This is a genomic window from Flavobacterium nackdongense, assembly GCF_004355225.1.
Taxonomy (GTDB): Bacteria; Bacteroidota; Bacteroidia; order Flavobacteriales; family Flavobacteriaceae; genus Flavobacterium; species Flavobacterium nackdongense.
The window spans coordinates 304,765-328,522 of sequence record NZ_CP037933.1 but is presented as its reverse complement, the minus strand read 5'-3'; the positions used below and the strand labels follow the sequence as shown (position 1 = coordinate 328,522).

The window sequence follows — 23,758 nt, the reverse complement described above, 5'->3', positions numbered from 1 at the left end:
ATTACAATTCAATACTCTCTCCAATGTCGAGGAGCATTAAATCTTTGCCTTTGTTGAAAAACTTGCGGATGGCGGTTTCGTGATCAATTTCGATGTAGCCAAAAGTATCGTAGTGCACCCCCAAGATCTTATCGCATTCGACGAAATCCGAAGCGATGATGGCATCCTCGACATCCATAGTAAAATTGCTGCCTATTGGGAGAATGGCTAAATCCAGTTTGATTCGCATTGGGATGAGTTTCATATCCATCGAAAGGGCTGTATCGCCGGCAATGTAGATGTTTTTATGTTCGCCTTCGATGACAAAGCCTCCCGGGTTGCCGCCGTAACTTCCGTCGGGGAACGAACTGGAATGAACTGCATTGACATATTTTAGCTTGCCAAAGTCGAAAGTCCAACTGCCGCCGTGATTCATGGGGTGGTTCTTGAACCCTTTTTCCCCGTAATGCGTTGCTATTTCGTAATTCGAAACGATAACGGCATTGGTTCTGCCGGCGATATATTCCACATCGAGCACGTGATCGCCGTGGGCGTGGGTCAGCAGAATATAATCGGCTTGGAGCTCATTGATATTAATGTGAGACGCATTGGGATTGGCCGAAATAAAAGGATCCACCAAAATCTGTTTGCCTCCTACTTCAATTCCTAAGGAAGCATGTCCGTAAAATGTTATTTTCATCTCTATCTGTTTTATAAATAATTTATTTTATTTTCAATAGATTATAATCCGGTGCTATTCGCATCCAACGAATTAAAATCCGTTGCAATTCGTGTTTTTAATGAATTAAAAACCGGTGCAATTCGCATTTTCCAACGGATTAAAATCTCCCGAAGCTTCGGGACTACAAAATGAACCGTTCCTACGGAACTGCCGCATTAGGTATAAGAGCCGTCGGCTCGGACCATTTTGTAAAGCTGGACTTTAGTCCAGTCTATACTAAAATCACGGCCAAAAGAGCCGTTGGCTCGGTGCATTTTTGAGTTAGACCAATACCAATGCAAGAACGAATTTTTAAATGCTATAAACCCAAACTTTAAATCTTCGACCTTTAAACTCTAAACCAAGTCCTCTAATTGTATATCATACCTAGTATATCATACCTAGTATATCATACCTAGTATATCATACCTAGTATATCATACCTAGTATATCGTACCTTGTATATCGCACCTCGTACTTCCCTCTTCTAACTTTCAGCTTCCCTCTTCCCACTTCAGACTTCCTTCTTCTAACTTCCAGCTTCCCACTTCCTATCTTCCCCCAAAAAAGAGATTGACAATGATATCCTGTATCAACGAAATCATACAAATGGAAAACAGTACCGAAAGCGCAAAAGTGCTCAAGGCTAGTTTTTTCAATTCGGGGTCTAAGGCTTTAGGCTCTTGGTTTTTATAAACGGTACTTAAATGTTTCGTCAAAGGAATATAGGCCAAGACAAACAAGTATTGATCCAAAGTAAAACTGTTGATAATGGCAAACAGCACGACCAAAACCATAGCCGAAACGATCAAAAAATAGTGGTATTGCTTCGCCTTTGCGCCGCCAATTTTAACCACAATCGTGTTTTTACTCGACTTCCTGTCTGAAACTTCATCCCGCATATTGTTCAAATTCAAGACTCCTACACTTAGAAATCCGATGGCGGTAGCGGGCAGAAAAAGGTCGAAATTCAATTCTTTAGTATACAGAAAGTTGACGCCAATAGTACTCACTAAACCGAAGAACAGGAACACAAATAAGTCCCCAAAACCTCGGTAGCCATAAGCGGTATTGCCCACAGTATAGCGAATCGCCGAGGCAATCGCTAAAATCCCAAGGACCAAATAAAACAAAGAATAACTTAAATTCGTGTATTGAAAAGCGTAGTAAATCAACAACATAGCCGATAGCAGTGTTAGAATCGAAGTCAGAATAATGGCGCGCTTCATTGCTTGAGGCGAAATCACCCCAGATTGAATGGCGCGTTTGGGACCGATACGATCTTCGTTGTCCGTGCCTTTGATGCCATCGCCATAATCATTGGCAAAATTAGAGAGGATTTGCAAGCCCAAGGTTGTTAGTATTGCATAGCCAAATATGCGCCAATTGAAGACTTCAGTGGGAGTCATCACGCTATCCGTGGGATAAGCCAAGGCATACATACTCCCCACTATTATTCCGGAAACGGATAAGGGTAAGGTTCTTAATCGAGCGGCTTGAATCCAGTGTTTCATTTGTTGTTGGTTAATGTGTTTGTGGTTTGTGGTTTATGGTTTGTGGTTTGTGGTTAATCGGTTATTTGGTTAATCGGTTAGTTGTTTATGGGTTATCGGTTATCAGTTATGGGTTATCAGTTATCGGTTATCAGTTATCGGTTATCGGTTATCGGTAATTGATTTGCAATTGCTTACTGATCACTTATCACTGAATACTGGCAACTTCGTACTTTGTACCTCGTACTTCGTACCTCTTACCTCGTACTTCGTACTTCGTACCTCATCCATCATCCCTCGTACCTTCCACTTCCTTTACGGTAGCCATTTCTTTTCAAAGTTCGGTTTTCTTTTTTCGAGGAAGGCGTTGCGGCCTTCTTTGGCTTCCTCAGTCATATAGGCGAGTCTGGTGGCTTCGCCAGCAAAGACCTGTTGGCCTACCATACCATCATCGGTGAGGTTCATGGCGAATTTTAGCATTTTGATGGAGGTGGGTGATTTTTCCATGATTTCCTGTGCCCATTGGTAGGCGGTATCTTCGAGTTCAGCGTGGGGGATTACGGCATTGACCATACCCATCTCCATCGCTTCCTGAGCCGAATAATTGCGTCCGAGGAAGAAGATTTCACGCGCTTTCTTTTGTCCCACCATTTTGGCCAAATAAGCCGAACCATAACCCGCATCAAAACTGGTGACATCGGCATCGGTTTGTTTGAAGATGGCGTGTTCTTTGCTCGCTAATGTCAGATCGCAAACAACGTGCAAACTGTGCCCGCCACCCACAGCCCAACCGGGAACTACGGCAATCACTACTTTGGGCATAAAACGGATTAAACGCTGCACTTCGAGAATATTCAAACGGTGTTGCCCATCGTCGCCTACATAGCCTTGATGACCGCGAGCATTTTGGTCTCCACCCGAACAGAAAGAGTACACCCCATCTTTGGTCGAAGGGCCTTCGGCTGAGAGCAGCACCACGCCTATGGAAGTATCTTCCTGAGCATCATAAAAAGCCTGGTACAATTCTGAGGTCGTTTTGGGTCTAAAAGCATTGCGCACATTGGGGCGGTTGAAGGCGATTCGAGCCACTCCGTTGCACTTTTTATAGGTGATGTCTTCGTATTCTTTGACGGTAATCCAATCCATTATTGTTCTTTTATATTAGGAATGTAAAATTAGCGCATTTTTTAGATTTTACTACTAATTCTGAAATTAAATATACTAGCACCTGACTGTCGCGCTAAAGCTATTGAAAAGTCAGATACAGTCTCATCTGCCCACAGGCAGTTCTTAACAACCCTCAGAAAATTTACCTCGTGAAGCATTGAGTTACTTTGATTGCCTTTTTGGAATAGCCTTTGTTTAACCAAGTTGCATTAAAAACCACCGAGAGCATATTAATCGGACCTACTGATTTATCTACTAATAGTCCATTTTATTAACCATTAAACCAATTAAGCTAATGATTGCCACCCGAGCTGACTGTGCTTGTATAAAACATTTCTTTATACCCAACTCTTCTGCAGCCTCGGCATAATAATGAGTGTAATTCGTAGTGGCTTTTTTATAAAAAGGAACACCCTGGCGGTGGTTTTAAAAAAATACTGATACAAGTATTTTTACCTATATTTGCACGCATTTCAAACCAAAGGAATACCAACTGTCGAGTTTTTGCTTTGGGAGCATTGCAACTTAATCGTTACTAATCAGCTATTTACAACACTACAAAGTGTTTTTTTTTCACTATCATTTACCGCCTACTATGACGTTCCTTAAGCAAACTATATTTACCTTATTGTTCCTTAGTCTTTGTGCTTTTAGTTATGCACAACAGCAAGATCATAGCGATTTAGATACCCTCGTCAGCGATGCTACTACCGACAGCACAGCGGTTTGCGTGGATGCTATAACGCCTGTGCTGCAGGACAGCCTTGCGCTCCAACTGGATACTATTGCTCCTATTCCCATGAAAGATTCGCTGGTATATCCGCCGCCTTATCACGATTGGAGACGATTGGGCTACGACAGTGGTATGTATGTGGGTGCTGCCCTAATAGGTTTTGGTGTGCTATGGATGATGCCGGAAAGTGTCACCAATTGGAACAAAGAGGAGATGAAAGAAAAGGGCATCTTATGGAAATGGAAACAAAATGTCAAAGCTGGTTCGGTTTGGGATCATGATGATTGGGTGCTCAACTGGATTACCCATCCTTATTGCGGAGGTATTTACTATATGACGGCACGTAGTAGCGGCTTTACTGTTTTGGAATCCTTTGGGTATTCGGCTATTATGTCTACTTTCTTCTGGGAGTACGGGATAGAGGCTTTTGCCGAAGTACCTTCGAAACAAGACCTTATTATTACTCCGGTGGTGGGCTCTATGGTGGGTGAAGGTTTCTTTTATGCCAAAAAGTCGATTATCAAACACGATAAGAAAGTATTGAAATCGAGATTTTTAGGTATCACTACTTTGTTTTTAATGGATCCTTTTAATACGATCTTAGACGGATGTGGATACAAAGACCGAGTAAAAACCCAAATGAATATCGCTCCTGTGGGTGTGAATCAATTCACCAAAGCGCCCGTTTGGGGGGTTCAGTTTTCGGCGAGGTTTTGAGGGGTTAATTGGTTAACTGTTTATGATTAAGGTTGTTTAAAATTGTTTAAGGTTTTGAATGACGAGAACTAATAAAACACAGGACTAGCACCAACCTCACCGGCTCCACTGTCATTAGGTTAATAAATAATCGACTTTAAGTCACCACCTCGCCCGCCCTTCGGGTAGCTTTACAAAAGAGGGGAAGTTTTGTCACAAAATCTTTAATTTATATTGCTCTTTTTTTAGCATAATAATAATGATAGCTATCATTGATGTTTTTATTTACAACACTAAATAACAAAAACTTTAAAACACCCCCTAGCCCTCTCAAACTCTACAGATTATTTAATTTTGGAATCGTTGAATCTTCGATTTCAAGGGCGGAACATAAAACGCAAACATTAAGAAAACGTGATTTTGCACTGCTTTTATTAAAATAAAAATAGTATCAAGAAGCCTTTTGATAACTAGGGTTTTGGATACCATTATGAAAGCATAATTTTTAAGTTGTATACTCACGTTTTATCTGGCTTTAAAAATCGAACTGACGACTGTGATAATTACAACCAAGGTGTAAAAAGACTTTTATAGCAAATACTTGTGGTATTTTAAACTTTAATCCACTTTTTTGAAAACTAGCTTTTCGCCGGAGGGATTAGATAGTGTCAGTTTCAGGTTTTCGACCTGATAAGTGGTAGCACTTTGCAAGGCTTTTAGAAATTCCGCTTCTTTATTATTACCTGGACAAGCCATTCGAGTGGTGATGATATTGGTAAACCGAAGTAGCTCTCTTTCGAAGAAAATGGTACCATTCATTCTATTACAACCGGCGAATCCAATAAAATTATTGGTAGAACTGTTGATTTCGAGCATAGGTAACTCTTTCTTAAAATCGGAAACGCTGACGGTTTTCGTGTTTAGTTTTTCTAAAACCCAAATGTCGTGCAAACGAGGGTCGGTAACATAATTGCCACAGCCTTCGAAAGTTGCTGTTGTATTATTCTTTGTAATTTCTAGTTTTACTTTATACCGAAATTTCTCCCCAGACATTGCGTTGGTGCATTCTTGCTGCATTATTTGAATGCTCATCCTTCCCGATTCTGTTTCGACTCGATACATTTTTACATTGGCATCCATCGCGCGAACAGGTTCGACGTGTGGACTCTTGAAAGACTCAAAGCCGGGTTTCAACGAAGTAAATTCGATAGTTTCCGGGGCTATTTTCAAACTCCATTCGGGTTCGTTTCCGACTCCTCTAAAATAGATGGCTTGCTCTAAATTTTCCATTTGTTGCTTGTAGGCTTGCGATGGTTCCGTTTTGGGAACTTCTTGCTGAGCTGTTGCACTACTTTTACAATTTACAAACAGTAAAATAATGACTACTGATGGAATCCACTTTTTCATATGTTGCTATTTAAAATTATTTAAAAACCCGTTGGGTGTAGCATTATCATTACTAACGGTTCTCGATACATTTTTTGTTCCGTTACTCTCCACAAAAAACACTCGAACTGACGGCTGTGCTAATCACACCCAACAGCTTATTCAAACTTTCCATCCACATAAAACCAACTTCCGTTTTCTTTTATAAAATTAGAAAATTCGTGATGAATTTGGTTTTGTTTGTTTGCATCCAAAAAATAGGCTTTAAACTCCACGGTATTCTCCGTAAAAGAAATAATTTCTAATTTTTGCCATTCATTGGCTGTAGCCCAATTCAAAATATCGGCTTTGGCATAATATTTCCGTTGCGAAGGATGCGTAGTTTGCACTAAATAATCCGCTTGATGTGTCGCATACGCTGAATATCTCGATTTCATTAAAGCTAATGCTGTTGGCGCATTTTGAGTTCCATCGATATACTTTCCGCAACAAGCCTGAAAAGTCATTGCCGAACCACAATAACAAATAGCGGAATTATTCACCTTCTTCTTCAGGGTTTATTTTTTGAAACAGTTGATTAATCAAAACTTGGTACTTGCTGATTTCGATTAAATCGTCGTCTTCGTCGGTATGATCTAAAAATTCATCCAGTTTTTCGCTCACTTCCAATAGTTTATTATTGGCCGCTTTAGTGTCTTTGGCCACCATTAAATCAATAATTTCCTGAACGCCATTTTTTAATTCTTCGAATTGACTTTTTTCCATATTCTACTTATTTTCCGAAGATTTATCCTCGTTGAATTTTTTGACAATTAATTTCAATTTTTCTTTACGCAAGGCTTTGGCCGCTTTGACTTTGTCTTGCTCTTTGTGCAACTTATCGTTGTGAATTTTGATATTTCTTTCGTTATTTCTTCCCATTACAGTTCTCTTTTGATTTCGTCTAAGGTTTTAGTTGTGCATATAAGTTGCTCTATAATCTGTTTTCGTAAGGCATCAATATCCTCGTACTCATAATGTTTCGCCCAAGAAGTCAAATTTAATAAATTCCTGATTTGTTTGATCTTTTTAGTGGTCTCAAAACTCGTTCGAAGTATGGCTTTAGCATCGTAATTCGGATTATTTTTGTGTTGGTAATTGACCGTTTTCTTAGTATAATTCGCTTCCAAATAATACAATTCTTCCGCGGCATTGTCAGGATAGAATTCGGACCAAGCGGCAAAACCCAGTTTCGTTTTGGATTCAGTTTCAGGTTCCATCGGCTCCAATCGCCATTTGCTGTTGGCCAATCTTCCCCAATGATTCGACCATCGATACATTCCTTCTTTGGTGTAAAAATATTTACTACCCGATTTACTGTCGTACTGCACTTGCAATCCACTGATTTTCTCTGGAAATACTTCTTGAAACACACAAAAGGTGTTTTTGAAGGCTTTTGGGCTGGGTCTAAACGTATTTTCCATTGGACAAATATAATCAGAAAGACGGCAACTAGCCAAATCAATGAATAATTGCTTAACTTTGCCAGCACTAATTATCTCAATCCAAAAGATTATGACAAAGTCTTCACAAGAAAAAATGCTTCAAAAAGGAGTTTATACTGGAATAATAGAACAAGACGAAAACAACAACTTTTTTTGTGGAGCCTATTTATTGGATTACAAAATGGTGTTATCCAAACACAAACTTGGCGATTGGATCACCATCAAGTCCACCATCGAAAATCCCAGCGACATCAGCTACAATACCTATCCTAAAAAGTCTAAAAACTTTGATAAAGCCAATAATAAACCGGAATGATTTTATGATTTTTGAGGTTTATTTTCCAATGCATTTTCAAGCCTTCATTTGCTGTTTTTTCGTTTTTTTAATATTCGAAAATTGAAAAGTTAAAAAAAAGTGTACCTTTGCAAAAAATTGTCAATTTTGAACCATTACAGAACTGGTTTTACATTAAAAGACAAGTAGTTACATTTTTATGAAAAAAATAGTTGAATACAGAAAGCTACTCAATGTAGAGAAAACAGTAGAATTAAAAGATTTGAAAACCATTTATCGCAACGCGATGAAAGATGCCCATCCTGATAAATTTCAGGGAGATGAAGCAGGTTTAAAAGCGGCGGAAGAAAACAGCAAAAAAATTATAGAAGCCTATCATTTTTTAGTGAGCATCAACCCCGAAACTATAAAAGCGAACCTTCCAGAATACACTGAAACCATTTCTACCGCTACCATTACAGATTACAAATTTGTAGAAGGGCGTTTGATTATCAATTTTTCGAACGGAAGTGTTTACGAATACATCAGTGTTCCGAAAGCTACTTATGTAAAAATGGTCAACGCCGATTCGCCAGGTCGATTTGCAAAAAGACATATTCTTAACGCTTTTACTTGGAGAAAAACAATCAATCAAGACTAAGTTTTTCTGAATTATAGCACAAAAACACTCCTTTTAGGGGTGTTTTTTTGTTTTCTGTCGAAAAATTAACATTAGAATTGTGTACAATATTAATTTTAAGTAAGTTAGCCGAATCTATTTAAGTTGACACAGAATTATGGAAGATCCTTGCACTTTATACAAATCGCAATGCGAAAAAGCTAAAGAAGTCCTTGAACTACTTGAAAAACACAGAGAAGAAATATATCAAAAACTCAAATTTGACGAGTCGAATGCCGTCCTGCATAAAGAATTAAGAACGGTGAACTTGGACATCAAAATTACTTTGAACGAAATAGAACACGCTGAATTCCGAATTCAGGAATGTGAATCGGACAACAATTCAATTTTAAACTAAAACGTTCGAAATACCGCCGTAGTAGGAGAGATTATTTTTGGAATACGCCAAAAATAATCTCTTTTTTTACTATTACTTCTCTTATAATTACTAAATGTTAATTATAACAAAAATTTAAGTGATAAAATTATTGATATTTTAATAATTTAGATACTTTTGCACACTTAAATCATTTAACTTAATCCTAATGAAAAAAATAATTTTATTACTATCCGCTACAGTATTTTTAGTTTCTTGTAGCAAAACCAAGTACACTATTTCTGGAACAGCCAAAGGAATTGCCGACGGAAAAACCATCATAATGGAAACCGCAGATGCTTCAGGAATGGGTTTAATGCCTGTTGATACGGTAAAAGTTGCCAATGGAAAATTTGAAATCACTGGAAAAGCAACTGAGCCATCTTTCCATATGTTGCAAGTAGAAGGTATTGAAGGGAAATTTCCATTCATTTTAGAAAATGGCGATATTACTATCGAAATCAATAAAGATACGATCTCTAAATCGAAAGTTGCAGGAACCTATAACAATGATGAATTTGTACAATTCAACGAAGATTTGATGAAAATTCAAAAAGATGTTATGGATTATCAAAAGAAAAATACTCCTGCGATGACCCAAGCACAACAAAAAAATGATACTGCAACCATCAATAAATTGATGAAAGAATACGGTAAACTTCAGGAGGTTAGCAATGCTGCTTCTAAAAAAGCCTATACCACTTATTCTGAAACTCACCCAAAATCATTCATTACCGTACTTATAATTCAGGGGATGCTTAATGATCCTTCATTGGATTTCAAAAAAACCGAAAAATTGTTTGAAGGTCTTGACGAATCATTGAAAAATTCAAAACCTGGTAAAGCCATTCTTGCAAAAATCAAAGAAACTAAGACTCCTTCGGTAAGTGCGGGTGCCGCTCCAGCAGCACAAGCTCCAGTAGGAAGCAGCAAATGAAGATCTGATTTTTCGGCGCCAAATCCAGAAGGGAAAATGGTTAGCCTTAAAGGATCTTTAGGCAAAGTGACTATTGTCGACTTTTGGGCCTCATGGTGTGGTCCGTGTAGAGCCGAAAATCCGAATATGGTTGCGTTGTATAAAGAATTCCATTCCAAAGGATTGAATATCATAGGGGTTTCTTTAGATAAAGATGCTAAAAAATGGAAAGAAGCAATTGCAAAGGATCAATTGACTTGGACTCAGGTTTCGAATCTTAAATATTGGGATGAGCCTATCGCAAAACAATATCAGGTCGAATCTATTCCCGCTCCTTTTGTACTTGATGCCTCAGGCAAAGTAGTGGCAAAGAATTTAGTTGGTGCGGAATTGAGAGCAAAAATAGCAGAGTTATTGGCGCAATAAGCTGAAAATGGAATAAAATAAAAAAATCTCCCTTGCGGAGATTTTTTTATTTTATTCAATGCCAACCTATTAAAAACTTATATAAAATTAAGTGTCAATTTAATTTGCAAACCTGAAAACTGTTGCTATATTTGCAACCGCTTAACACAATAAAGCGCTTTTGGGGAGATACTCAAGCGGCCAACGAGGGCAGACTGTAAATCTGCTGTGTGAACTTCGCAGGTTCGAATCCTGCTCTCCCCACGAAATAAATAAAGCAATAAAAAACGCCAATTGTGCGTTTTTTTTGTTTTAAATCGCAACTCCTTCAAAATAGTGCTATCTCTTTTTTCTGTTTCTCTTGTACAACTACATTAAGCATTTCTAGAGAAAACCAATCGCCTACCCTAACTCCAGCTTTACATTGTACAAATTGGAATTCATAATCGATTCTATTGACCCAAAATCGGCGGTGTTCTTTTGGGAATCTCTCTCTTTTTTCAAAGCAATTTGTTTCAAACAATTTTGAAAACGTCTCACCTCTTCAAAATTGGACAAAATTAAACCTGGAACCAAAGCATTCTTGCCCTCTTTATCTTTGGCCACCATCGTAAAATAAGAAGAATTACAATGATTGATTTCGCCCGTTTGAATGTTTTCGGCTTCTACGCGAATGCCTATAATCATTGAACTTTTACCCACATAATTGACGCTGGCTTTCATCAATACCAATTCGCCTACTTCTATAGGCCTCAAGAAATTGACCGTATCCACTGAGGCGGTGACGCAATAATTCCCCGAAAACTTGGAGGCACAAGCAAATGCAATTTGATCGAGCAATGACAAAATAAAACCACCGTGAATTTTACCGCTGAAATTAGTGTGCGATGGCAACATCAGTTGCGAAATACTTACATCAGAGGACCTGACAGTCTTAAAAATAGTGTTCATAGTTGGGTTTTAAAATTCAATTACTTTGAAATTATAAGTTGATTAAATGTTTTTTTGAAACTTTTAACCACATAGATTTTATTATAGAAACATAGTTTTTTGTTTTTATAAAGCTTCGCTTTTTCATAGTTTACATAGACTATGTGTAAAAATGAATTTTTCTATGTAACCTTTTAATCGCTATTTTTCTATGTTCAGTAAAATTAAAACTTTGTGGTTTAAAATTTTACTTACTCTTTCACAAAAAAAACGTAAAACTATAAAATTAGACTTTTTCCAGATAATTAATAAAATTACTTTTTGGCGATTCGCAGAGCGAACAACAATATTCTTCCGGTAAATCTTTGAACAAAACGCCTTTTTCGATACCCTGAATACCATCGCCATATTCTGAATTGTAGAGCGTCAAGCAATCCAAACATTGATGGATATCGGTTTCTTGTTGTTCTTTTTTGGCTTTGGGCACATCTACTTCAAGAACGGTATTTCCCAAATCTTCAAAATATTTTTTACTCAATTCAATCAAAATCGTTGGTAATTCCTGCTTGTCAACATCCTGAGCCAGAACGATATATTCTTTGGTATTTGGATCAAAATTTTTGGCATACAAAACATTATAAGTATCGCGTATTTTAATTGATTCTAAAGCTTTTGGCAATTCATTTTTTTCGATGACAATCGAAGTGAAATAATGACCATCCCGATTGTATTCGGATATACCGAAAGTAAGCCCATAGGTACTCATATCGAATTGATCCAAGGTGCGAACCAGAAACGTTTTGAGGTTCAAAGCCCATTCTGTGGCTACTGGCAAATGCCAATTGAGCTCCAATAAAGAATGGCGCACATTGATTCCTTTTTTGCCCAAGAATTTTTCCCAATCCAATTTCCGGTCTTTTGGAATCCCTTTTACGATGAAAGATTTCCAAGGCGTGATGCATATTTTACCTATTTTACAATCAAAACACAAATCACACATCTCCTTCAAAAAGTCTAAATCGTATAAATTATTTCGCCAATACAATCCGAGCCAATATTGGTCAATACCTAATTTATTCATCCCTTCATAATAAGGAAAAGGATAAAACGGCAATTGCAAAGGTTCGTCGATAGTCCGATTATTGGTATCCAAAGAATCGTTGACCAATTGAAAAATCATTTCTGCTGTGTCGGGTTCTTCGATTTGTATTTTTTCGATGGCATAATATACTTCGGCGATATTCCAACTGTAAATCAGGACAGGATACATTTCCATTTTGTCCCATTTGGGCAAACGAATGTACAAAAACCAATAATCCTCGTGATGCGAGGCAATAAAGTTGATATGCCCCGTAAACAAAGGAACAAGCTGCTGTTTTGGGTCGTTGATATTTACTTTTAATTTGGGCTGTTCTTTGAATTGTTCCAGAATGTACAGAAATTTATTTCCAGTAAGCCAAGGCGTATTCGCAAAAATATCGGTCGAAACATAAGATGAGACGATATTATTGCCACTTTTTTCATCAGGATAAACAAAATGATGCTTGTCTATTTTTCCTTTATCTAAAGTCAAAAAATCTGCGGGAAAAATAATATCTTGTCGGGAACCAAAAGAAATGGATTTGAGTCCCTGCTCTAAACTCATATTGACAATTTCTCGCAACTCACCGGGCGAAATCACCCCTCCTTTTACTATTAATCGTGTGTTTTTCATTTTTTACAGTTTATAGTTTATGGTTTGTTGTTTGCGGTTACAGCTGTAAACCATAAACAACAAACTACAAACCTATTTGCATTTTGCTAATATATCTTTCACTTCAGTTTTACAACTACCACAGCCTAATCCAGCACCTGAAGTTTTGCATAATTCGGTGAAATTGGTTACACCACTTTTGATCGCTTCTTCCAGATTACCGGCGCCTACTTGACTACAAGAGCAAACCAATTTTCCTAACACTGGCTTGGCATTAGAACTTCCTCTAAGCAAGGAATTTCGTTTGTCGGCAAGTTCAATTTTGCTTTCGATTAGGGTTTTGAATTCGGCAAATTCATTCTTGTCGCCCATTAAAATCGCGCCGACCAGCAAATCATTTTTTACGATACATTTTTTGTAATACCGTTGTCTCAGATCTGCAAAAACGATTTCCTCATAGGAGTCATCATTTTCGGGAATTTCAACCTGACCAATACTACATAAATTGATGTCTTCTAATTTTAAGATGTTCATCAAAACCGAACCTTTGTAAAAACTACTGATATCGCCCGCCATAAAATTGGCCAAAATATCAGCTTGTTCTTCGGCAGCCGATGTGATTCCAAACAGTTGATTGTTGAATTCCGCTATTTCGCCAATGGCAAAAATACTAGGATTCGAAGATTGCAAATACTGATTGACCTTGACCCCACGACCACAAGCCAATCCAGATTCTTTGGCAATTTCGATATTTGGAATCGTTCCAATGGTGTACACAATGGCATTAGCGTGAATAATTCGTCCACTTTTCAGAGCAATTTCTAATACATTTGGCATATCCGACTCGAAAACGGTACTGACTTCGTTATCAAAATAAATTTGAATATCAAGTTGTTGAACTTCCTCTGCTAATAATTTTGAAGATATTCGATCCAACTGTCGTTCCATCAAACGAGGAGCACGCTGAATGATTGTAATTTTTACGTTTTTATGTTTTAGGGCGGCAGCCAATTCTAAACCTAAAAGACCACCACCAACGATTACAACGTGTTGCTCCTCGGCGGGTAACTGAGTGTTATCTAAATACGATTTTAGCCTGTCGGCATCGTTTTTACGTCTCATAATAAACCGACCCGGCAAATGCAATTGCGCATTTTCAGGTACAAAAGGACGGCTTCCGGTAGCTAAAATTAAGGAGTCAAAGGTGTGTAGATGCCCCTGACTATCCAAAATTGTTTTTTCCTGAGTGTTGACTGCATCGATGGCTACATTCGATTTCATCGTGATATTCAATTTGTTCAAAGCTTCTTCTTTGATCTTCTGCAGCTGTTCCCAACTGAATTCACCAGTCATATATTCCGGCAGCAAAACCCTATTATAAAAAGGATTTTCCTCGTTAGAAAACACAATGATTTCATCGCTGGTATTGATTTCACGATAATTTTGTATGAATCGAAAAGCGGCTGCTCCTGCTCCAACGACTGCAATCTTCTCGAATGGTTTTACATATTTAGCGATAGCGACTGTCGTGAACTTAAAATCAGGTTCTTTTGAAATCGGATCCACAACCGTATTGGTCAAATTATTGGTTCTATTCAAGTCGTTTTCCAGTTGTTTTCCCCAATGCATTGGCAAGAAAACGACGCCTTCTTTGATGCTGTCGGTAACTTTTGCTTTGACTCGAACCGTTCCATTTTTGCTCGTTACCACAACAATATCTCCCGAATTTATTGACGATTTGTAAGCATCAATCGGATTAATTTCGAGCATCGGACTTGGAATATGTGTCATCAATCGCGACACTTTTCCCGTTTTGGTCATCGTATGCCATTGATCTCGAATTCTGCCGGTGGTTAGAATAAACGGAAACTGTGCATTAGGTGCCTCAGAAGTATTTTCGATAGCCGTTGGAATATTGAAAATCGCTTTTTGCGAAGGCGTATAGAATTTTTTGTCGGTAAACAATCTCGGTGTTCCGGGATGCCCATAATCGGGAACCGGCCATTGAAAAGTACCTTCGTTTTTGAGGCGATTGTAATTCAAGAAGGAAATATCCATTTTGGTGCCTTTGGTCATCAAACAATATTCCTTGTACACCTCTTCGGTGGTATTGAAATTGAACCCATTGAATTTCATTTTTTGAGCAAAACGGATCAAAATTTCGACATCCGACAGGGCTTCACCCGGAGCGCTGATGCCTTTAGGAAGATACGAAATACGCCTTTCGGAATTGGTCATTGTTCCGTCTTTTTCTAACCAACCCGCTGCGGGCAACAATAAATCGGCAAATTTAGAAGTATCCGAATTATGTGAGATGTCCTGCACTACGACAAATTTGGCATTTTGCAAGGCTTTTTCCACTCTTCGGGAATCGGGTAAGCTCACCATTGGATTGGTGCAAATAATCCAAATCGCTTTCATTTTTCCGGATTCCAGTGCATCGAACATTTCGGTGGCAGTTAAGCCCGGTTTTTCAGAAATATCAGTCACACCCCAAAAATCGGCTACTTCTTGGCGATGCGTCGGATTGTTTAATTCTTTGTGTACCGCTAACAAATTGGCCAATCCACCCACTTCTCGACCTCCCATAGCATTGGGCTGACCTGTCAAAGAAAAAGGCCCTGAACCCGGTTTTCCCACTTGTCCAGTCACTAATGACAGGTTGAGCAAAGCGGTATTTTTATCGACTCCAATGGCGCTTTGGTTGAGTCCCATTGCCCAAAGCGAAATAAATCCTTTGGCTTTGCCGATGATGTCTGCAGCTAATTTGATGTCTTTGACAGTAACTCCGCAAAGTTTTGACGCTTTTTCGAACGAACTGGATACAACTAAGTCTTTATATAATTTGAAATTTTCGGTATTGTTTTTAATAAAATCGTTGTCGATATATCCTTTTTCGATCAATCGTTTTCCGATGGCGTGATAGAGAATAATATCGGTTCCGGGAATAATTTGCAAATGCAAATCGGCTAAGGCCGCCGAATCAGTGCGTCTGGGATCGATAACAATGATTTTGACCTTTGGATTTTTCTCTTTGTGTTGTTCCAATCTTCTGAAAAGAATCGGATGACACCAAGCTGGATTGGCGCCGGTAATTAAAAAAGTGTCGGCCAATTCGATATCATCATACGCAATGGGGACGCTGTCCTCACCAAAGGTTTTTTTGTACCCCACCACTGCCGAACTCATACACAATCTGGAGTTGGTATCGATATTATTCGTTTTCAAAAAACCTTTTACCAGTTTGTTTACCAAATAATATTCCTCAGTTAGGCATTGACCACTGACATAAAACCCCACACTGTCGGGACCGTGCTTTTTGATAATGGAAGAAAAAACAGCTGCAGCTCTGTCTAAAGCGGTATCCCAACTCACTCTTTCTTTTGGATGGGATTTGCTCCAGCGCATTTCCGGATACAAAATTCGATCGGAAGTGTCATTGACCACATAATGCAAATTCATTCCTTTAGAACAAAGCATCCCTCGATTTACAGGATGATTGACATCGCCCTTTACTTCTACTCCATTTTTAGCATCTTGTGTTACAATAATTCCGCATCCCACTCCACAATAGGAACACGCCGTTTTAATTTCTGAATTTTGCATCATTGAATTTCTTTATGTCCTCACCCCAACCCTCTCCACACGAGCGACAGCGAACTGGCGAAGCAAAGGAAAGGGAGCAAAGATTGGAGTATTTCTATTTTTAAAAATGTAAAAATAAGTATTTTTACGTATAAATACGTATAAATTGAAAAATATTTTATACGTTTGACAAAATAAATAAATTGATTTCCGAATAAGATTGCTATTTCTTTTAAACCACATAGACTTATCCGCGAAAATATAGGAAAATAGTCTAAATTTTAAAAGACCGTCATAGGCATTTAATTTACACATAGCTATAAAATCTATGATAAGCGAAGCGCATTTCTATTTAAATCAATTATTTTTCTATGTGGTTAATTTTTTTTTAGGAGTTTATTAGTAGAAAAAACGAAGCAATGTGGACAAATCATTTTATCGCCCTTAATTCCATTTTAGTATGAAGAAAGAAACACCAATTTGCGACAGCTGTCTGAATGAAAATTGCTTTATCAAAAAGCATCTTCATTTAGAAAAAATGCGAACTTATATCGAAAAAAAGAATAGTTTTATTTGTAAAAAATCGCAGCAATTCATCATTGAAGGAGCGCCAACTCAGGGCTTGTACTTTGTCTATAGAGGAAAAGTAAAAACGGTCAAAACCGGTATTTACGGCAGAGAACAGATTGTTAGACTCACTACAAATGGTGATGTTGTGGGGTTTAGAGGATTTGCCACCAGCAAACGTTGCCTCATTGGTGCTTCGGCTCTTGAAGACACTGTTTTATGCAATTTCAGTAATGAGGATATGTTGGATATTCTAAAAAACGTCCCTGAATTCACTTTCGATTTAATGCTTTTCTATGCGGAAGAATTGAATAAAAGCGAAAATAATATTCGCAAAATTGCTCAAATGAATGTTCGCGAACGAGTCATTGATACCTTATTATATATCCATCGAAAATTCGGTCAATCGAAAGGCGTAATTGAAGTAGATTTATCCCGACGTGACATTGCCGATTTTGCCGGAACCACGGAAGAACAGGTAATTCGGGTCATTTCCAGTTTAAAAAAAGAACTACTACTCAAAACAGTTGGCAAAAAAATAGGCCTTTTGAATGTTGAAAAAATGCGATCAGAAATCATTGAACATAAATAAATTGCAAAAAACACGATTGCAGATTACTAAAATTGTGATTATTTACTATTCTAGTTGCTCCCCTTTTTCGTTTGCTAAGTATTCTACTTAGGTTCAAAACTATTGTCATCATTGACCTCCTTGCTATTTACTGCCAAAAAACATAAAATTACCTGATTTTAGCTCCTTATTTTCTGTAGTAAAAAATGGTTTTAGTCTGTATTATTTCATAAAGCTACGTATTAATACTTACGTATATTTGCAATGTACTAATTAAAAACAAAACTATTATGCGAACTATTAAGAACAAATTACTAGCTATTCAAGGATTCAAAAAAGAAACCATTTTACAAACTTGCCTCTCCAAAACGTTCCTTTTGGGAGTTGCTGTGACCGCATTAAGTGTTCAAGAATCTAAAGCACAATTTACGCTTACCGGACAATTGAGACCTCGAACAGAACTAAGAGACGGACAAGGAACTTTACAAAAAAAAGGGGACGACGCAGCCTTGTTCACTTCGCAAAGAGCCAGACTGAATGCAGGATTTGCTGGCTACCGTTTTAAAGCATATTTATCATTGCAAGATGTTCGCGTTTGGGGTCAAGACCAGTCCTCTATCAATAAAACGACCGTAGATGCCAACGATGGATTGATGCTTCACGAAGCTTGGGGAGAAATTTTCCTAAATGATACGGTCAGTAAAATCAAAAATCTTTCCCTAAAAATTGGTCGTCAAGAAATTGCTTATGATGATCAAAAAGTAATAGGCAGTTTAGATTGGTTGCAACAAGCCAGAAGACACGATGCAGTGGTCTTAAAGTTTGCCAACAAAGGATGGATCGCCGATATTGGAGCCGCCTTCAATCAAAATTCAGAAAAAAATGTAGGTACACTTTACAACGGAATCCCTACAGCGGGAACTTATCCGGCAGGAACGAATGCCATTGGCACGATGTACAAATCGTTTCAATATGCGTATGTAGGTAAAAAATTCTACTTTGGCGATTTATCCTTTTTGTTTTTCAAAGATGATTTCAATAAATACACTACTATCGCCGCTGTAAAAACTCCTGTTCAAGGTGTTTGGAGTCGAACTACGACAGGTATATTCTATAATGTAAATCCAACCAGAAAAATCAACCTAACCGGAAGTTACTACTATCAAGGAGGCCGCAACAAAGACGGTCGCGTTTTGAGCGCCAACTTAGCTTCCATTACTTCCACTGTTCAGGTAAGTCGCAAGCTTTTTGTGGGACCGGGGATCGATTATTTATCGGGAACTGACGGAACAAAAGCGGTAACAGCCGATTCCAGAAGTAACGAGTTTGACCCATTGTATGGAACACCTCATAAATTTTGGGGATATATGGATTATTTCTACGTAGCAAGCGGTTTTGGAAAACAAGGTTTGCTGAACTATTTCTTCAAAGCCAAATACAATGCCTCTGACAAATTAACATTATTCGCAGATTTGCACGGATTTGAAGCGGCAAACAAAGTATCAAACGGCGCTAGTGGCACAAGAACTTCGTATTTAGGTACCGAATTGGATTTGAAAATGTCATACAACTTTACCAAATTAATCAACATCGAAGCGGGTTATTCTTATATGAAAGCCACCAATACGATGGCGTCGGCTCAGGTTAAGAATGTTTCCAACGCTAGTCTTTCGCCTCAATGGGCTTATGTTGCTCTAAATATCAAACCCGATTTTTTAGCTAAAAAATAATTCAAGTACAACCAATTAAATCTATCTATATGAGAACATTAAATTCAAAAAAAATCACAATAACAAAATCTATTTCTGTTTTGTTATTTGCCATCAGCGCTGTTTTTTCAACTGCAAGCGCTCAATCTGAACCTGTCAAATTAGGATTCATTCCCCTAACCGATTGCTCGCCAATTGTAATGGCGAAAGAACTTGGATTATTCAAAAAATATGGGGTCGAAGTAATTGTCACCAAAGAATCATCTTGGGCCAATATCCGTGACAAAGTATTAACTGGGGAATTGGACGGAGCACATTGCTTGTATTCGATGCCGTTTTCAGTATACACCGGAGTGGGCGGAAAAGCCGGTTCCGAAATGAAAATTGCGATGATGTTGAACGTAAATGGGCAAGCCATCACCTTATCGAATGATTTTTGTGGCAAAGTTGGTTTCAAGCAAATGAACAAAGTGACTCCGGTGGTCGCTGCCAAACTAAAAGCCGAAAAAGAGGTAACATTCGCTATGACTTTCCCTGGAGGAACACACGATTTATGGTTGAGAAACTGGATGTCGATTGCCGGATTGAATCAAAAAGCCGTAAAAATTATCACTATTCCTCCTCCACAAATGGTGGCTAATATGAAAGTGGGCAATATGGACGGATATTGCGTTGGAGAGCCTTGGGGTGGCGTTGCTGTAAAACAAGGCATCGGATTTACTCAAGTGGCATCTCAAGATATTTGGAAAGATCACCCCGAAAAAGCATTGGTAGTCAATAAAGATTTTAGCGCCAAACGCAAAGCTGATTTGGTAAAAGTAATGAAAGCCGTTATGGAAGCCTGCAAATGGCTAGACGTTCCTGCCAATCGTAAAAAAGCGGCTGCCATCATCGGAAAAGCTCCTTATGTAAATGCTCCTGCAGAAGTAATCGAAAACCGATTGATGGGCAATTACGATTTGGGTTGCAACCAAGGAACCGAAATTTATGACAATGATTATATGTTATTCCACAAGGGCGGAATGGTTAATTTCCCTCGCAAATCTTATGCGATTTGGGCAATGGCACAGTTCGTAAGATTCGGTTATTTGAAAGAAGCTCCTAATTATGCTGCTATTGCCGATAAATTAATTCTTCAGGATTTATACGAAGAAGTGGCCAAGAGTATGAACGTAAAAATTCCAAACGATGATATGAAACCGTTTTCACTCACGATGGACAAAACTGTTTTTGACCCTGCAAATCCGGCAGCGTATTTGAAAGTAGTGAAAAAATAACAAATCAAAAGCATTCTTATCCCCAATTTTCAGGGATAAGAATGATTTATTTCAAATTAAAGATTAAATAATTAACTTAAAATAAAATACCATGTCTGATAAAAACACATTAACAATCGAGCCGATCGAAACTGAAATCGATGTTGCCCACGAAATTAAAAAAAGTTTTCTTGAAGAAAATTTAAAACTAAAAGTAGCCCTTAGTACTTTCGTCTTAAAATCAAAATCCATCTTATTGGCTTGCGTTGGATTATTTCTCTTTGGAGGATTTTGGACCCTTTTAAGCATGTACACAGAACAAGCTTTACCTGGCCCAGTAGCTACTCTGACCGTTTTGAAAGAAATGCTGAGCGACCCATTTTACGATTACGGCCCGAATGACAAAGGAATTGGTTTACAATTATTCAATTCCATAAAAACGGTACTTTTTGGATTTTTATTAGGTTCATTAATCGCAATTCCAATCGGGATTTTGATGGGAGCCAGTACCGTTTGCAAGCAAATTTTTTATCCCATTGTGCAATTATTAAAACCTGTTTCGCCTTTGGCTTGGTTTCCTATTGGTTTGGTTGTTTTTAAAGATACTGGAATGGCAACAATATTTATTGTTTTCATTACCTCTTTGTGGTCGACACTAATCAACACTTCTTTTGGAGTAGCCTCGATTCCGCAGGATCATAAAAACGTTGCCAAAGCGTTTGGATTTTCAAAGTGGAGATATTTAACTAAAATATTGATTCCGTATAGTTTACCACATATTATTACAGGTTTACGTTTAAGTATAAGTGTAGCTTGGTTAGTAATTGTTGCTGGTGAAATGTTATCCGGTGGCGCAGGAATTGGATTCTTTGTTTGGGACAGTTGGAACGCTTTAAGTTTAGAAAAAGTAATTTCTGCCATCCTTATCATCGGAATCGTCGGTTTACTTTTCGACAGAATATTCACTTATATTGAGAGCAAAGTAGCCTATTAAAAAAGTGGGAAGTCAGAAGTGGGAAGTTAGAAGTGGGAAGTGGGAAGAATTAAAGAATTGCTTGTAAGTAGCTTCTTACTTCCATCTCCCATCAATTAAAAAATTAAAACAAAAAAACATATGAGCTATCTAGAAATCAAAGACTTGGAAATCTCTTTTCCAACTCCAAAAGGAAAATATACAGCGGTAAAAAACATCAATTTATCCATCAAAAAAGGAGAAATCATCTCCATCATTGGACATTCGGGTTGCGGGAAATCGACCATTTTGAATGCGATTGCCGGCATGCTATCGCCAACAGGCGGAACAGTTCAATTAGGAGGCAAAACGATCAAAGGACCGGGACCTGACCGAGGAATTGTATTCCAAAACTACTCGCTTTTGCCTTGGCTATCGGTTCACGAAAACATATTTCAAGCGGTAGATTCGGTGATGGATTGTTCTACTCAAGAAAAACACGATATCGTGGATTACAACCTCAAAATGGTTAATTTATTATCGCACCGAGATAAATTACCAGGACAATTATCGGGTGGAATGAAGCAGCGAGTTGCTATTGCTAGGGCTTTCGCTATCAATCCGGGAGTGCTTTTGCTAGACGAACCTTTTGGCGCTTTAGATGCTTTTACCAAAAGTTCGATGCAGCTAGAAGTATTGAAATTATGGAATCTCAATAACCGCGACAAAACCATTATTATGATCACTCACGACATCGAAGAAGCCTTGTTTTTATCGGACCGAATTGTGGTTTTGAATGATGGACCTGCATCGACTATTCGAGAAATCGTCGACGTTCATTTGGCTCGCCCTCGAAACAAAATTGAAATTGTAAAAACTTCGGAATATATTGAGCTAAGGGATAAATTACTACACCTACTTACCGAGGAATTTTCCATTGAAGATATGGGCGTAGTCTATAAAAGTTAGTTTTAAGTTAGTTTGGTTGAAAAGAATCCTTGTATTGCTCAGACACTTTACAGGGATTTTTTTTTATTTTTTTATCAATTTCGATACTTTTTTGGCACCATCATTTTTTATCAATTCGGCCAAATATATTCCTGAACTTAATTCAGATAGATCAATAGAGTTCGAACTGATTTTTTTTGAAAGTATTAGTTTTCCATTTGAATCGTAAATTCGAAGGTCTTCATAATTATCTTTTGCGCTTTCGAAAAGTATCAAATTATCTTGCACAGGATTTTGAAAAAAAATAGCATCTTGAGCATTTAAATTAAAATCAACCGATGATAAGGTTCCCTCTGCGATACTAAAATCTGAAAAACGAATACTGTCATCTCTCAAACTTGCGGCGTCTAATAAACTCCTATAAATCCCCCATTTGGGCCTTATAAAACTATTCGCAACTTGAGGCGAACCGGGGTCAGTAGCCGCCGTTCTGATGGTTTGAATATTGTTATTAGTATATGCTAACACTTCTGTACCATCACTCACTTTTTTGATGGAAATCGAATAGCTGCCCGAACTTCCTGTCCCAACTTCTATAATTTCGATTACTTCGACCCAAATCCCTTCAAATAATGACAAATTAACTTCTCTTTTATAGTCATTACTCCCATTAGCATCGACTACATAAATGAGTTGCAATTTATTCGGGGATCCTTTTCTCGCAGTAAGGGTAAAAATTGGACTGTCGTCATCACCATCGACAGGTTTTATCTGATGAATATGGGTAAAATTGGCCGAAGGTTTAAACCCAACTGGCACTTTAAATCGCCATTTGTAAGTAACTGTTTCTCCGATTACACCCTTCAAATTATTGGGTGAACTGGCATAGGTTTTTATTTCGACTCGCTGACGATCTGTTTTTAAGGTTGAAATATCATTATCCAGAATTCCGGTGGAACCTGTGCTTACATGGGAGTAAAATTCGAAAACGTATTTATTCAATTCTGGATCGAAAACTTCGGCAATATGGCGTCCAAATGTGGGATGCGAACCGTCTGGTGTTTGATCAGGTGACTCGATTACATTACCACTTGGAGCCAGCACGCTGTTGATTAATTCATAAGTATTTCCGGGACCATCGGCATTCAGAGTTACTTGGGAATTAGCTACAAAAGGCAAAGAAAAAAAGACAATTGCCAAGGTACAAATTATACGATTCACTTTATTCATTTGATCTA

The 23,758-nt window shown here is 38.0% G+C and carries 23 protein-coding genes, 1 tRNA gene and 1 pseudogene; 13 read left to right on the top strand and 12 right to left on the bottom strand.

The features are described from left to right. Position 1: 1 nt before the first annotated feature. Positions 2-679, bottom strand: coding sequence for a metal-dependent hydrolase (locus E1750_RS01285; protein WP_133275016.1), 678 nt, complete (start codon positions 677-679; stop codon positions 2-4). Between the two features lie 170 nt (positions 680-849). On the opposite strand from E1750_RS01285, the gene E1750_RS17965 reads away from it, so the two are divergent. Beyond that, on the top strand, positions 850-981 hold the full coding sequence (locus E1750_RS17965) for a hypothetical protein (RefSeq protein WP_262709727.1): 132 nt from the start codon (positions 850-852) through the stop codon (positions 979-981). 270 nt (positions 982-1,251) lie between these two features. Here the strand turns inward: E1750_RS17965 and menA are convergent, their stop codons facing one another. Then, a complete protein-coding gene (gene menA / locus E1750_RS01280) occupies positions 1,252-2,214 on the bottom strand; it encodes a 1,4-dihydroxy-2-naphthoate octaprenyltransferase (RefSeq protein ID WP_133275015.1) in 963 nt (320 codons plus the stop codon). Between the two features lie 294 nt (positions 2,215-2,508). Further along, on the bottom strand, positions 2,509-3,339 hold the full coding sequence (locus E1750_RS01275; protein WP_133275014.1) for a 1,4-dihydroxy-2-naphthoyl-CoA synthase: 831 nt from the start codon (positions 3,337-3,339) through the stop codon (positions 2,509-2,511). Positions 3,340-3,955: 616 nt separating this feature from the next. On the opposite strand from E1750_RS01275, the gene E1750_RS01270 reads away from it, so the two are divergent. Beyond that, positions 3,956-4,810, top strand: coding sequence for a DUF3943 domain-containing protein (locus E1750_RS01270; protein ID WP_133275013.1), 855 nt, complete (start codon positions 3,956-3,958; stop codon positions 4,808-4,810). Between the two features lie 597 nt (positions 4,811-5,407). Here the strand turns inward: E1750_RS01270 and E1750_RS01265 are convergent. The 5 genes from E1750_RS01265 to E1750_RS01250 form a co-directional block, all read right to left on the bottom strand. Further along, positions 5,408-6,196, bottom strand: a complete 789-nt coding sequence (locus E1750_RS01265) for an META domain-containing protein (RefSeq protein WP_133275012.1) — start codon at positions 6,194-6,196, stop codon at positions 5,408-5,410. A gap of 137 nt (positions 6,197-6,333) precedes the next feature. Further along, entirely contained in the window at positions 6,334-6,681 is a 348-nt protein-coding gene (locus E1750_RS01260; RefSeq protein WP_133278050.1) for a YchJ family protein, read from the bottom strand. A gap of 28 nt (positions 6,682-6,709) precedes the next feature. Next, on the bottom strand, positions 6,710-6,940 hold the full coding sequence (locus E1750_RS01255) for a hypothetical protein (RefSeq protein ID WP_133275011.1): 231 nt from the start codon (positions 6,938-6,940) through the stop codon (positions 6,710-6,712). A 3-nt stretch (positions 6,941-6,943) separates the two neighbouring features. Beyond that, complete coding sequence (locus E1750_RS17680) at positions 6,944-7,096, bottom strand: hypothetical protein (RefSeq protein WP_165697990.1); 153 nt, start codon at positions 7,094-7,096, stop codon at positions 6,944-6,946. After that, complete coding sequence (locus E1750_RS01250; protein WP_133275010.1) at positions 7,096-7,638, bottom strand: hypothetical protein; 543 nt, start codon at positions 7,636-7,638, stop codon at positions 7,096-7,098. The genes E1750_RS17680 and E1750_RS01250 overlap by 1 nt, the downstream gene beginning before the upstream one ends. A 91-nt stretch (positions 7,639-7,729) precedes the next feature. Between E1750_RS01250 and E1750_RS01245 the strand changes: the two genes are divergently transcribed. The 6 genes and pseudogenes from E1750_RS01245 to E1750_RS01220 all read left to right on the top strand — a co-directional run bounded on the left by E1750_RS01245 (position 7,730) and on the right by E1750_RS01220 (position 10,573). After that, positions 7,730-7,975 (top strand): hypothetical protein, encoded by a 246-nt coding sequence (locus E1750_RS01245; protein WP_133275009.1) that lies wholly within the window; start codon positions 7,730-7,732, stop codon positions 7,973-7,975. 178 nt (positions 7,976-8,153) lie between these two features. After that, positions 8,154-8,594, top strand: a complete 441-nt coding sequence (locus tag E1750_RS01240) for a KTSC domain-containing protein (protein WP_133275008.1) — start codon at positions 8,154-8,156, stop codon at positions 8,592-8,594. 136 nt (positions 8,595-8,730) lie between these two features. Next, entirely contained in the window at positions 8,731-8,970 is a 240-nt protein-coding gene (locus tag E1750_RS01235; RefSeq protein WP_133275007.1) for a hypothetical protein, read from the top strand. Positions 8,971-9,157: 187 nt separating this feature from the next. After that, entirely contained in the window at positions 9,158-9,925 is a 768-nt protein-coding gene (locus E1750_RS01230) for a DUF4369 domain-containing protein (protein ID WP_133275006.1), read from the top strand. Positions 9,926-9,943: 18 nt separating this feature from the next. After that, positions 9,944-10,330 (top strand): annotated as a pseudogene (locus E1750_RS01225) (peroxiredoxin family protein); the annotation flags it as partial. Between the two features lie 162 nt (positions 10,331-10,492). Continuing rightward, positions 10,493-10,573: transfer RNA gene (locus E1750_RS01220), tRNA-Tyr, on the top strand. A gap of 138 nt (positions 10,574-10,711) precedes the next feature. On the opposite strand, the gene E1750_RS01215 is transcribed toward E1750_RS01220, so the two are convergent. The 3 genes from E1750_RS01215 to E1750_RS01205 form a co-directional block, all read right to left on the bottom strand. Continuing rightward, positions 10,712-11,260, bottom strand: a complete 549-nt coding sequence (locus E1750_RS01215; protein ID WP_133275004.1) for an acyl-CoA thioesterase — start codon at positions 11,258-11,260, stop codon at positions 10,712-10,714. A gap of 265 nt (positions 11,261-11,525) precedes the next feature. Continuing rightward, positions 11,526-12,953, bottom strand: coding sequence for a rubredoxin (locus E1750_RS01210; protein ID WP_133275003.1), 1,428 nt, complete (start codon positions 12,951-12,953; stop codon positions 11,526-11,528). 72 nt (positions 12,954-13,025) lie between these two features. Beyond that, the gene (locus tag E1750_RS01205) at positions 13,026-16,538 is read right to left on the bottom strand and encodes a nitrate reductase (protein ID WP_133278049.1); all 3,513 of its coding nucleotides are present in this window, start codon (positions 16,536-16,538) and stop codon (positions 13,026-13,028) included. A gap of 439 nt (positions 16,539-16,977) precedes the next feature. Between E1750_RS01205 and E1750_RS01200 the strand changes: the two genes are divergently transcribed. The 5 genes from E1750_RS01200 to E1750_RS01180 all read left to right on the top strand — a co-directional run bounded on the left by E1750_RS01200 (position 16,978) and on the right by E1750_RS01180 (position 22,541). Beyond that, positions 16,978-17,676, top strand: coding sequence for a Crp/Fnr family transcriptional regulator (locus tag E1750_RS01200; protein ID WP_133275002.1), 699 nt, complete (start codon positions 16,978-16,980; stop codon positions 17,674-17,676). A 269-nt stretch (positions 17,677-17,945) separates the two neighbouring features. Continuing rightward, the gene (locus tag E1750_RS01195) at positions 17,946-19,385 is read left to right on the top strand and encodes an alginate export family protein (protein ID WP_133275001.1); all 1,440 of its coding nucleotides are present in this window, start codon (positions 17,946-17,948) and stop codon (positions 19,383-19,385) included. A 29-nt stretch (positions 19,386-19,414) separates the two neighbouring features. After that, positions 19,415-20,641 carry a CmpA/NrtA family ABC transporter substrate-binding protein gene (locus E1750_RS01190; RefSeq protein WP_133275000.1) on the top strand — a complete coding sequence of 409 codons (1,227 nt, stop codon included), beginning with the start codon at positions 19,415-19,417 and terminating at the stop codon, positions 20,639-20,641. 91 nt (positions 20,642-20,732) lie between these two features. Further along, the gene (ntrB, locus tag E1750_RS01185) at positions 20,733-21,614 is read left to right on the top strand and encodes a nitrate ABC transporter permease (protein WP_133274999.1); all 882 of its coding nucleotides are present in this window, start codon (positions 20,733-20,735) and stop codon (positions 21,612-21,614) included. Positions 21,615-21,734: 120 nt separating this feature from the next. Beyond that, entirely contained in the window at positions 21,735-22,541 is an 807-nt protein-coding gene (locus E1750_RS01180; RefSeq protein ID WP_133274998.1) for an ABC transporter ATP-binding protein, read from the top strand. Positions 22,542-22,604: 63 nt separating this feature from the next. Here the strand turns inward: E1750_RS01180 and E1750_RS01175 are convergent, their stop codons facing one another. After that, positions 22,605-23,750, bottom strand: a complete 1,146-nt coding sequence (locus tag E1750_RS01175; RefSeq protein ID WP_165697989.1) for a T9SS type A sorting domain-containing protein — start codon at positions 23,748-23,750, stop codon at positions 22,605-22,607. Between the last annotated feature and the right edge of the window lie 8 nt (positions 23,751-23,758).

Excerpts from the sequence above, each read along its gene's own strand:
- E1750_RS01285 (WP_133275016.1), bottom strand. The coding sequence starts at position 679 with ATGAAAATAACATTTTACGGACATGCTTCCTTAGGAATTGAAGTAGGA.
- E1750_RS17965 (WP_262709727.1), top strand. The coding sequence starts at position 850 with ATGAACCGTTCCTACGGAACTGCCGCATTAGGTATAAGAGCCGTCGGC.
- menA (WP_133275015.1), bottom strand. The coding sequence starts at position 2,214 with ATGAAACACTGGATTCAAGCCGCTCGATTAAGAACCTTACCCTTATCC.
- E1750_RS01275 (WP_133275014.1), bottom strand. The coding sequence starts at position 3,339 with ATGGATTGGATTACCGTCAAAGAATACGAAGACATCACCTATAAAAAG.
- E1750_RS01270 (WP_133275013.1), top strand. The coding sequence starts at position 3,956 with ATGACGTTCCTTAAGCAAACTATATTTACCTTATTGTTCCTTAGTCTT.
- E1750_RS01265 (WP_133275012.1), bottom strand. The coding sequence starts at position 6,196 with ATGAAAAAGTGGATTCCATCAGTAGTCATTATTTTACTGTTTGTAAAT.
- E1750_RS01260 (WP_133278050.1), bottom strand. The coding sequence starts at position 6,681 with ATGACTTTTCAGGCTTGTTGCGGAAAGTATATCGATGGAACTCAAAAT.
- E1750_RS01255 (WP_133275011.1), bottom strand. The coding sequence starts at position 6,940 with ATGGAAAAAAGTCAATTCGAAGAATTAAAAAATGGCGTTCAGGAAATT.
- E1750_RS17680 (WP_165697990.1), bottom strand. The coding sequence starts at position 7,096 with ATGGGAAGAAATAACGAAAGAAATATCAAAATTCACAACGATAAGTTG.
- E1750_RS01250 (WP_133275010.1), bottom strand. The coding sequence starts at position 7,638 with ATGGAAAATACGTTTAGACCCAGCCCAAAAGCCTTCAAAAACACCTTT.
- E1750_RS01245 (WP_133275009.1), top strand. The coding sequence starts at position 7,730 with ATGACAAAGTCTTCACAAGAAAAAATGCTTCAAAAAGGAGTTTATACT.
- E1750_RS01240 (WP_133275008.1), top strand. The coding sequence starts at position 8,154 with ATGAAAAAAATAGTTGAATACAGAAAGCTACTCAATGTAGAGAAAACA.
- E1750_RS01235 (WP_133275007.1), top strand. The coding sequence starts at position 8,731 with ATGGAAGATCCTTGCACTTTATACAAATCGCAATGCGAAAAAGCTAAA.
- E1750_RS01230 (WP_133275006.1), top strand. The coding sequence starts at position 9,158 with ATGAAAAAAATAATTTTATTACTATCCGCTACAGTATTTTTAGTTTCT.
- E1750_RS01215 (WP_133275004.1), bottom strand. The coding sequence starts at position 11,260 with ATGAACACTATTTTTAAGACTGTCAGGTCCTCTGATGTAAGTATTTCG.
- E1750_RS01210 (WP_133275003.1), bottom strand. The coding sequence starts at position 12,953 with ATGAAAAACACACGATTAATAGTAAAAGGAGGGGTGATTTCGCCCGGT.
- E1750_RS01205 (WP_133278049.1), bottom strand. The coding sequence starts at position 16,538 with ATGCAAAATTCAGAAATTAAAACGGCGTGTTCCTATTGTGGAGTGGGA.
- E1750_RS01200 (WP_133275002.1), top strand. The coding sequence starts at position 16,978 with ATGAAGAAAGAAACACCAATTTGCGACAGCTGTCTGAATGAAAATTGC.
- E1750_RS01195 (WP_133275001.1), top strand. The coding sequence starts at position 17,946 with ATGCGAACTATTAAGAACAAATTACTAGCTATTCAAGGATTCAAAAAA.
- E1750_RS01190 (WP_133275000.1), top strand. The coding sequence starts at position 19,415 with ATGAGAACATTAAATTCAAAAAAAATCACAATAACAAAATCTATTTCT.
- ntrB (WP_133274999.1), top strand. The coding sequence starts at position 20,733 with ATGTCTGATAAAAACACATTAACAATCGAGCCGATCGAAACTGAAATC.
- E1750_RS01180 (WP_133274998.1), top strand. The coding sequence starts at position 21,735 with ATGAGCTATCTAGAAATCAAAGACTTGGAAATCTCTTTTCCAACTCCA.
- E1750_RS01175 (WP_165697989.1), bottom strand. The coding sequence starts at position 23,750 with ATGAATAAAGTGAATCGTATAATTTGTACCTTGGCAATTGTCTTTTTT.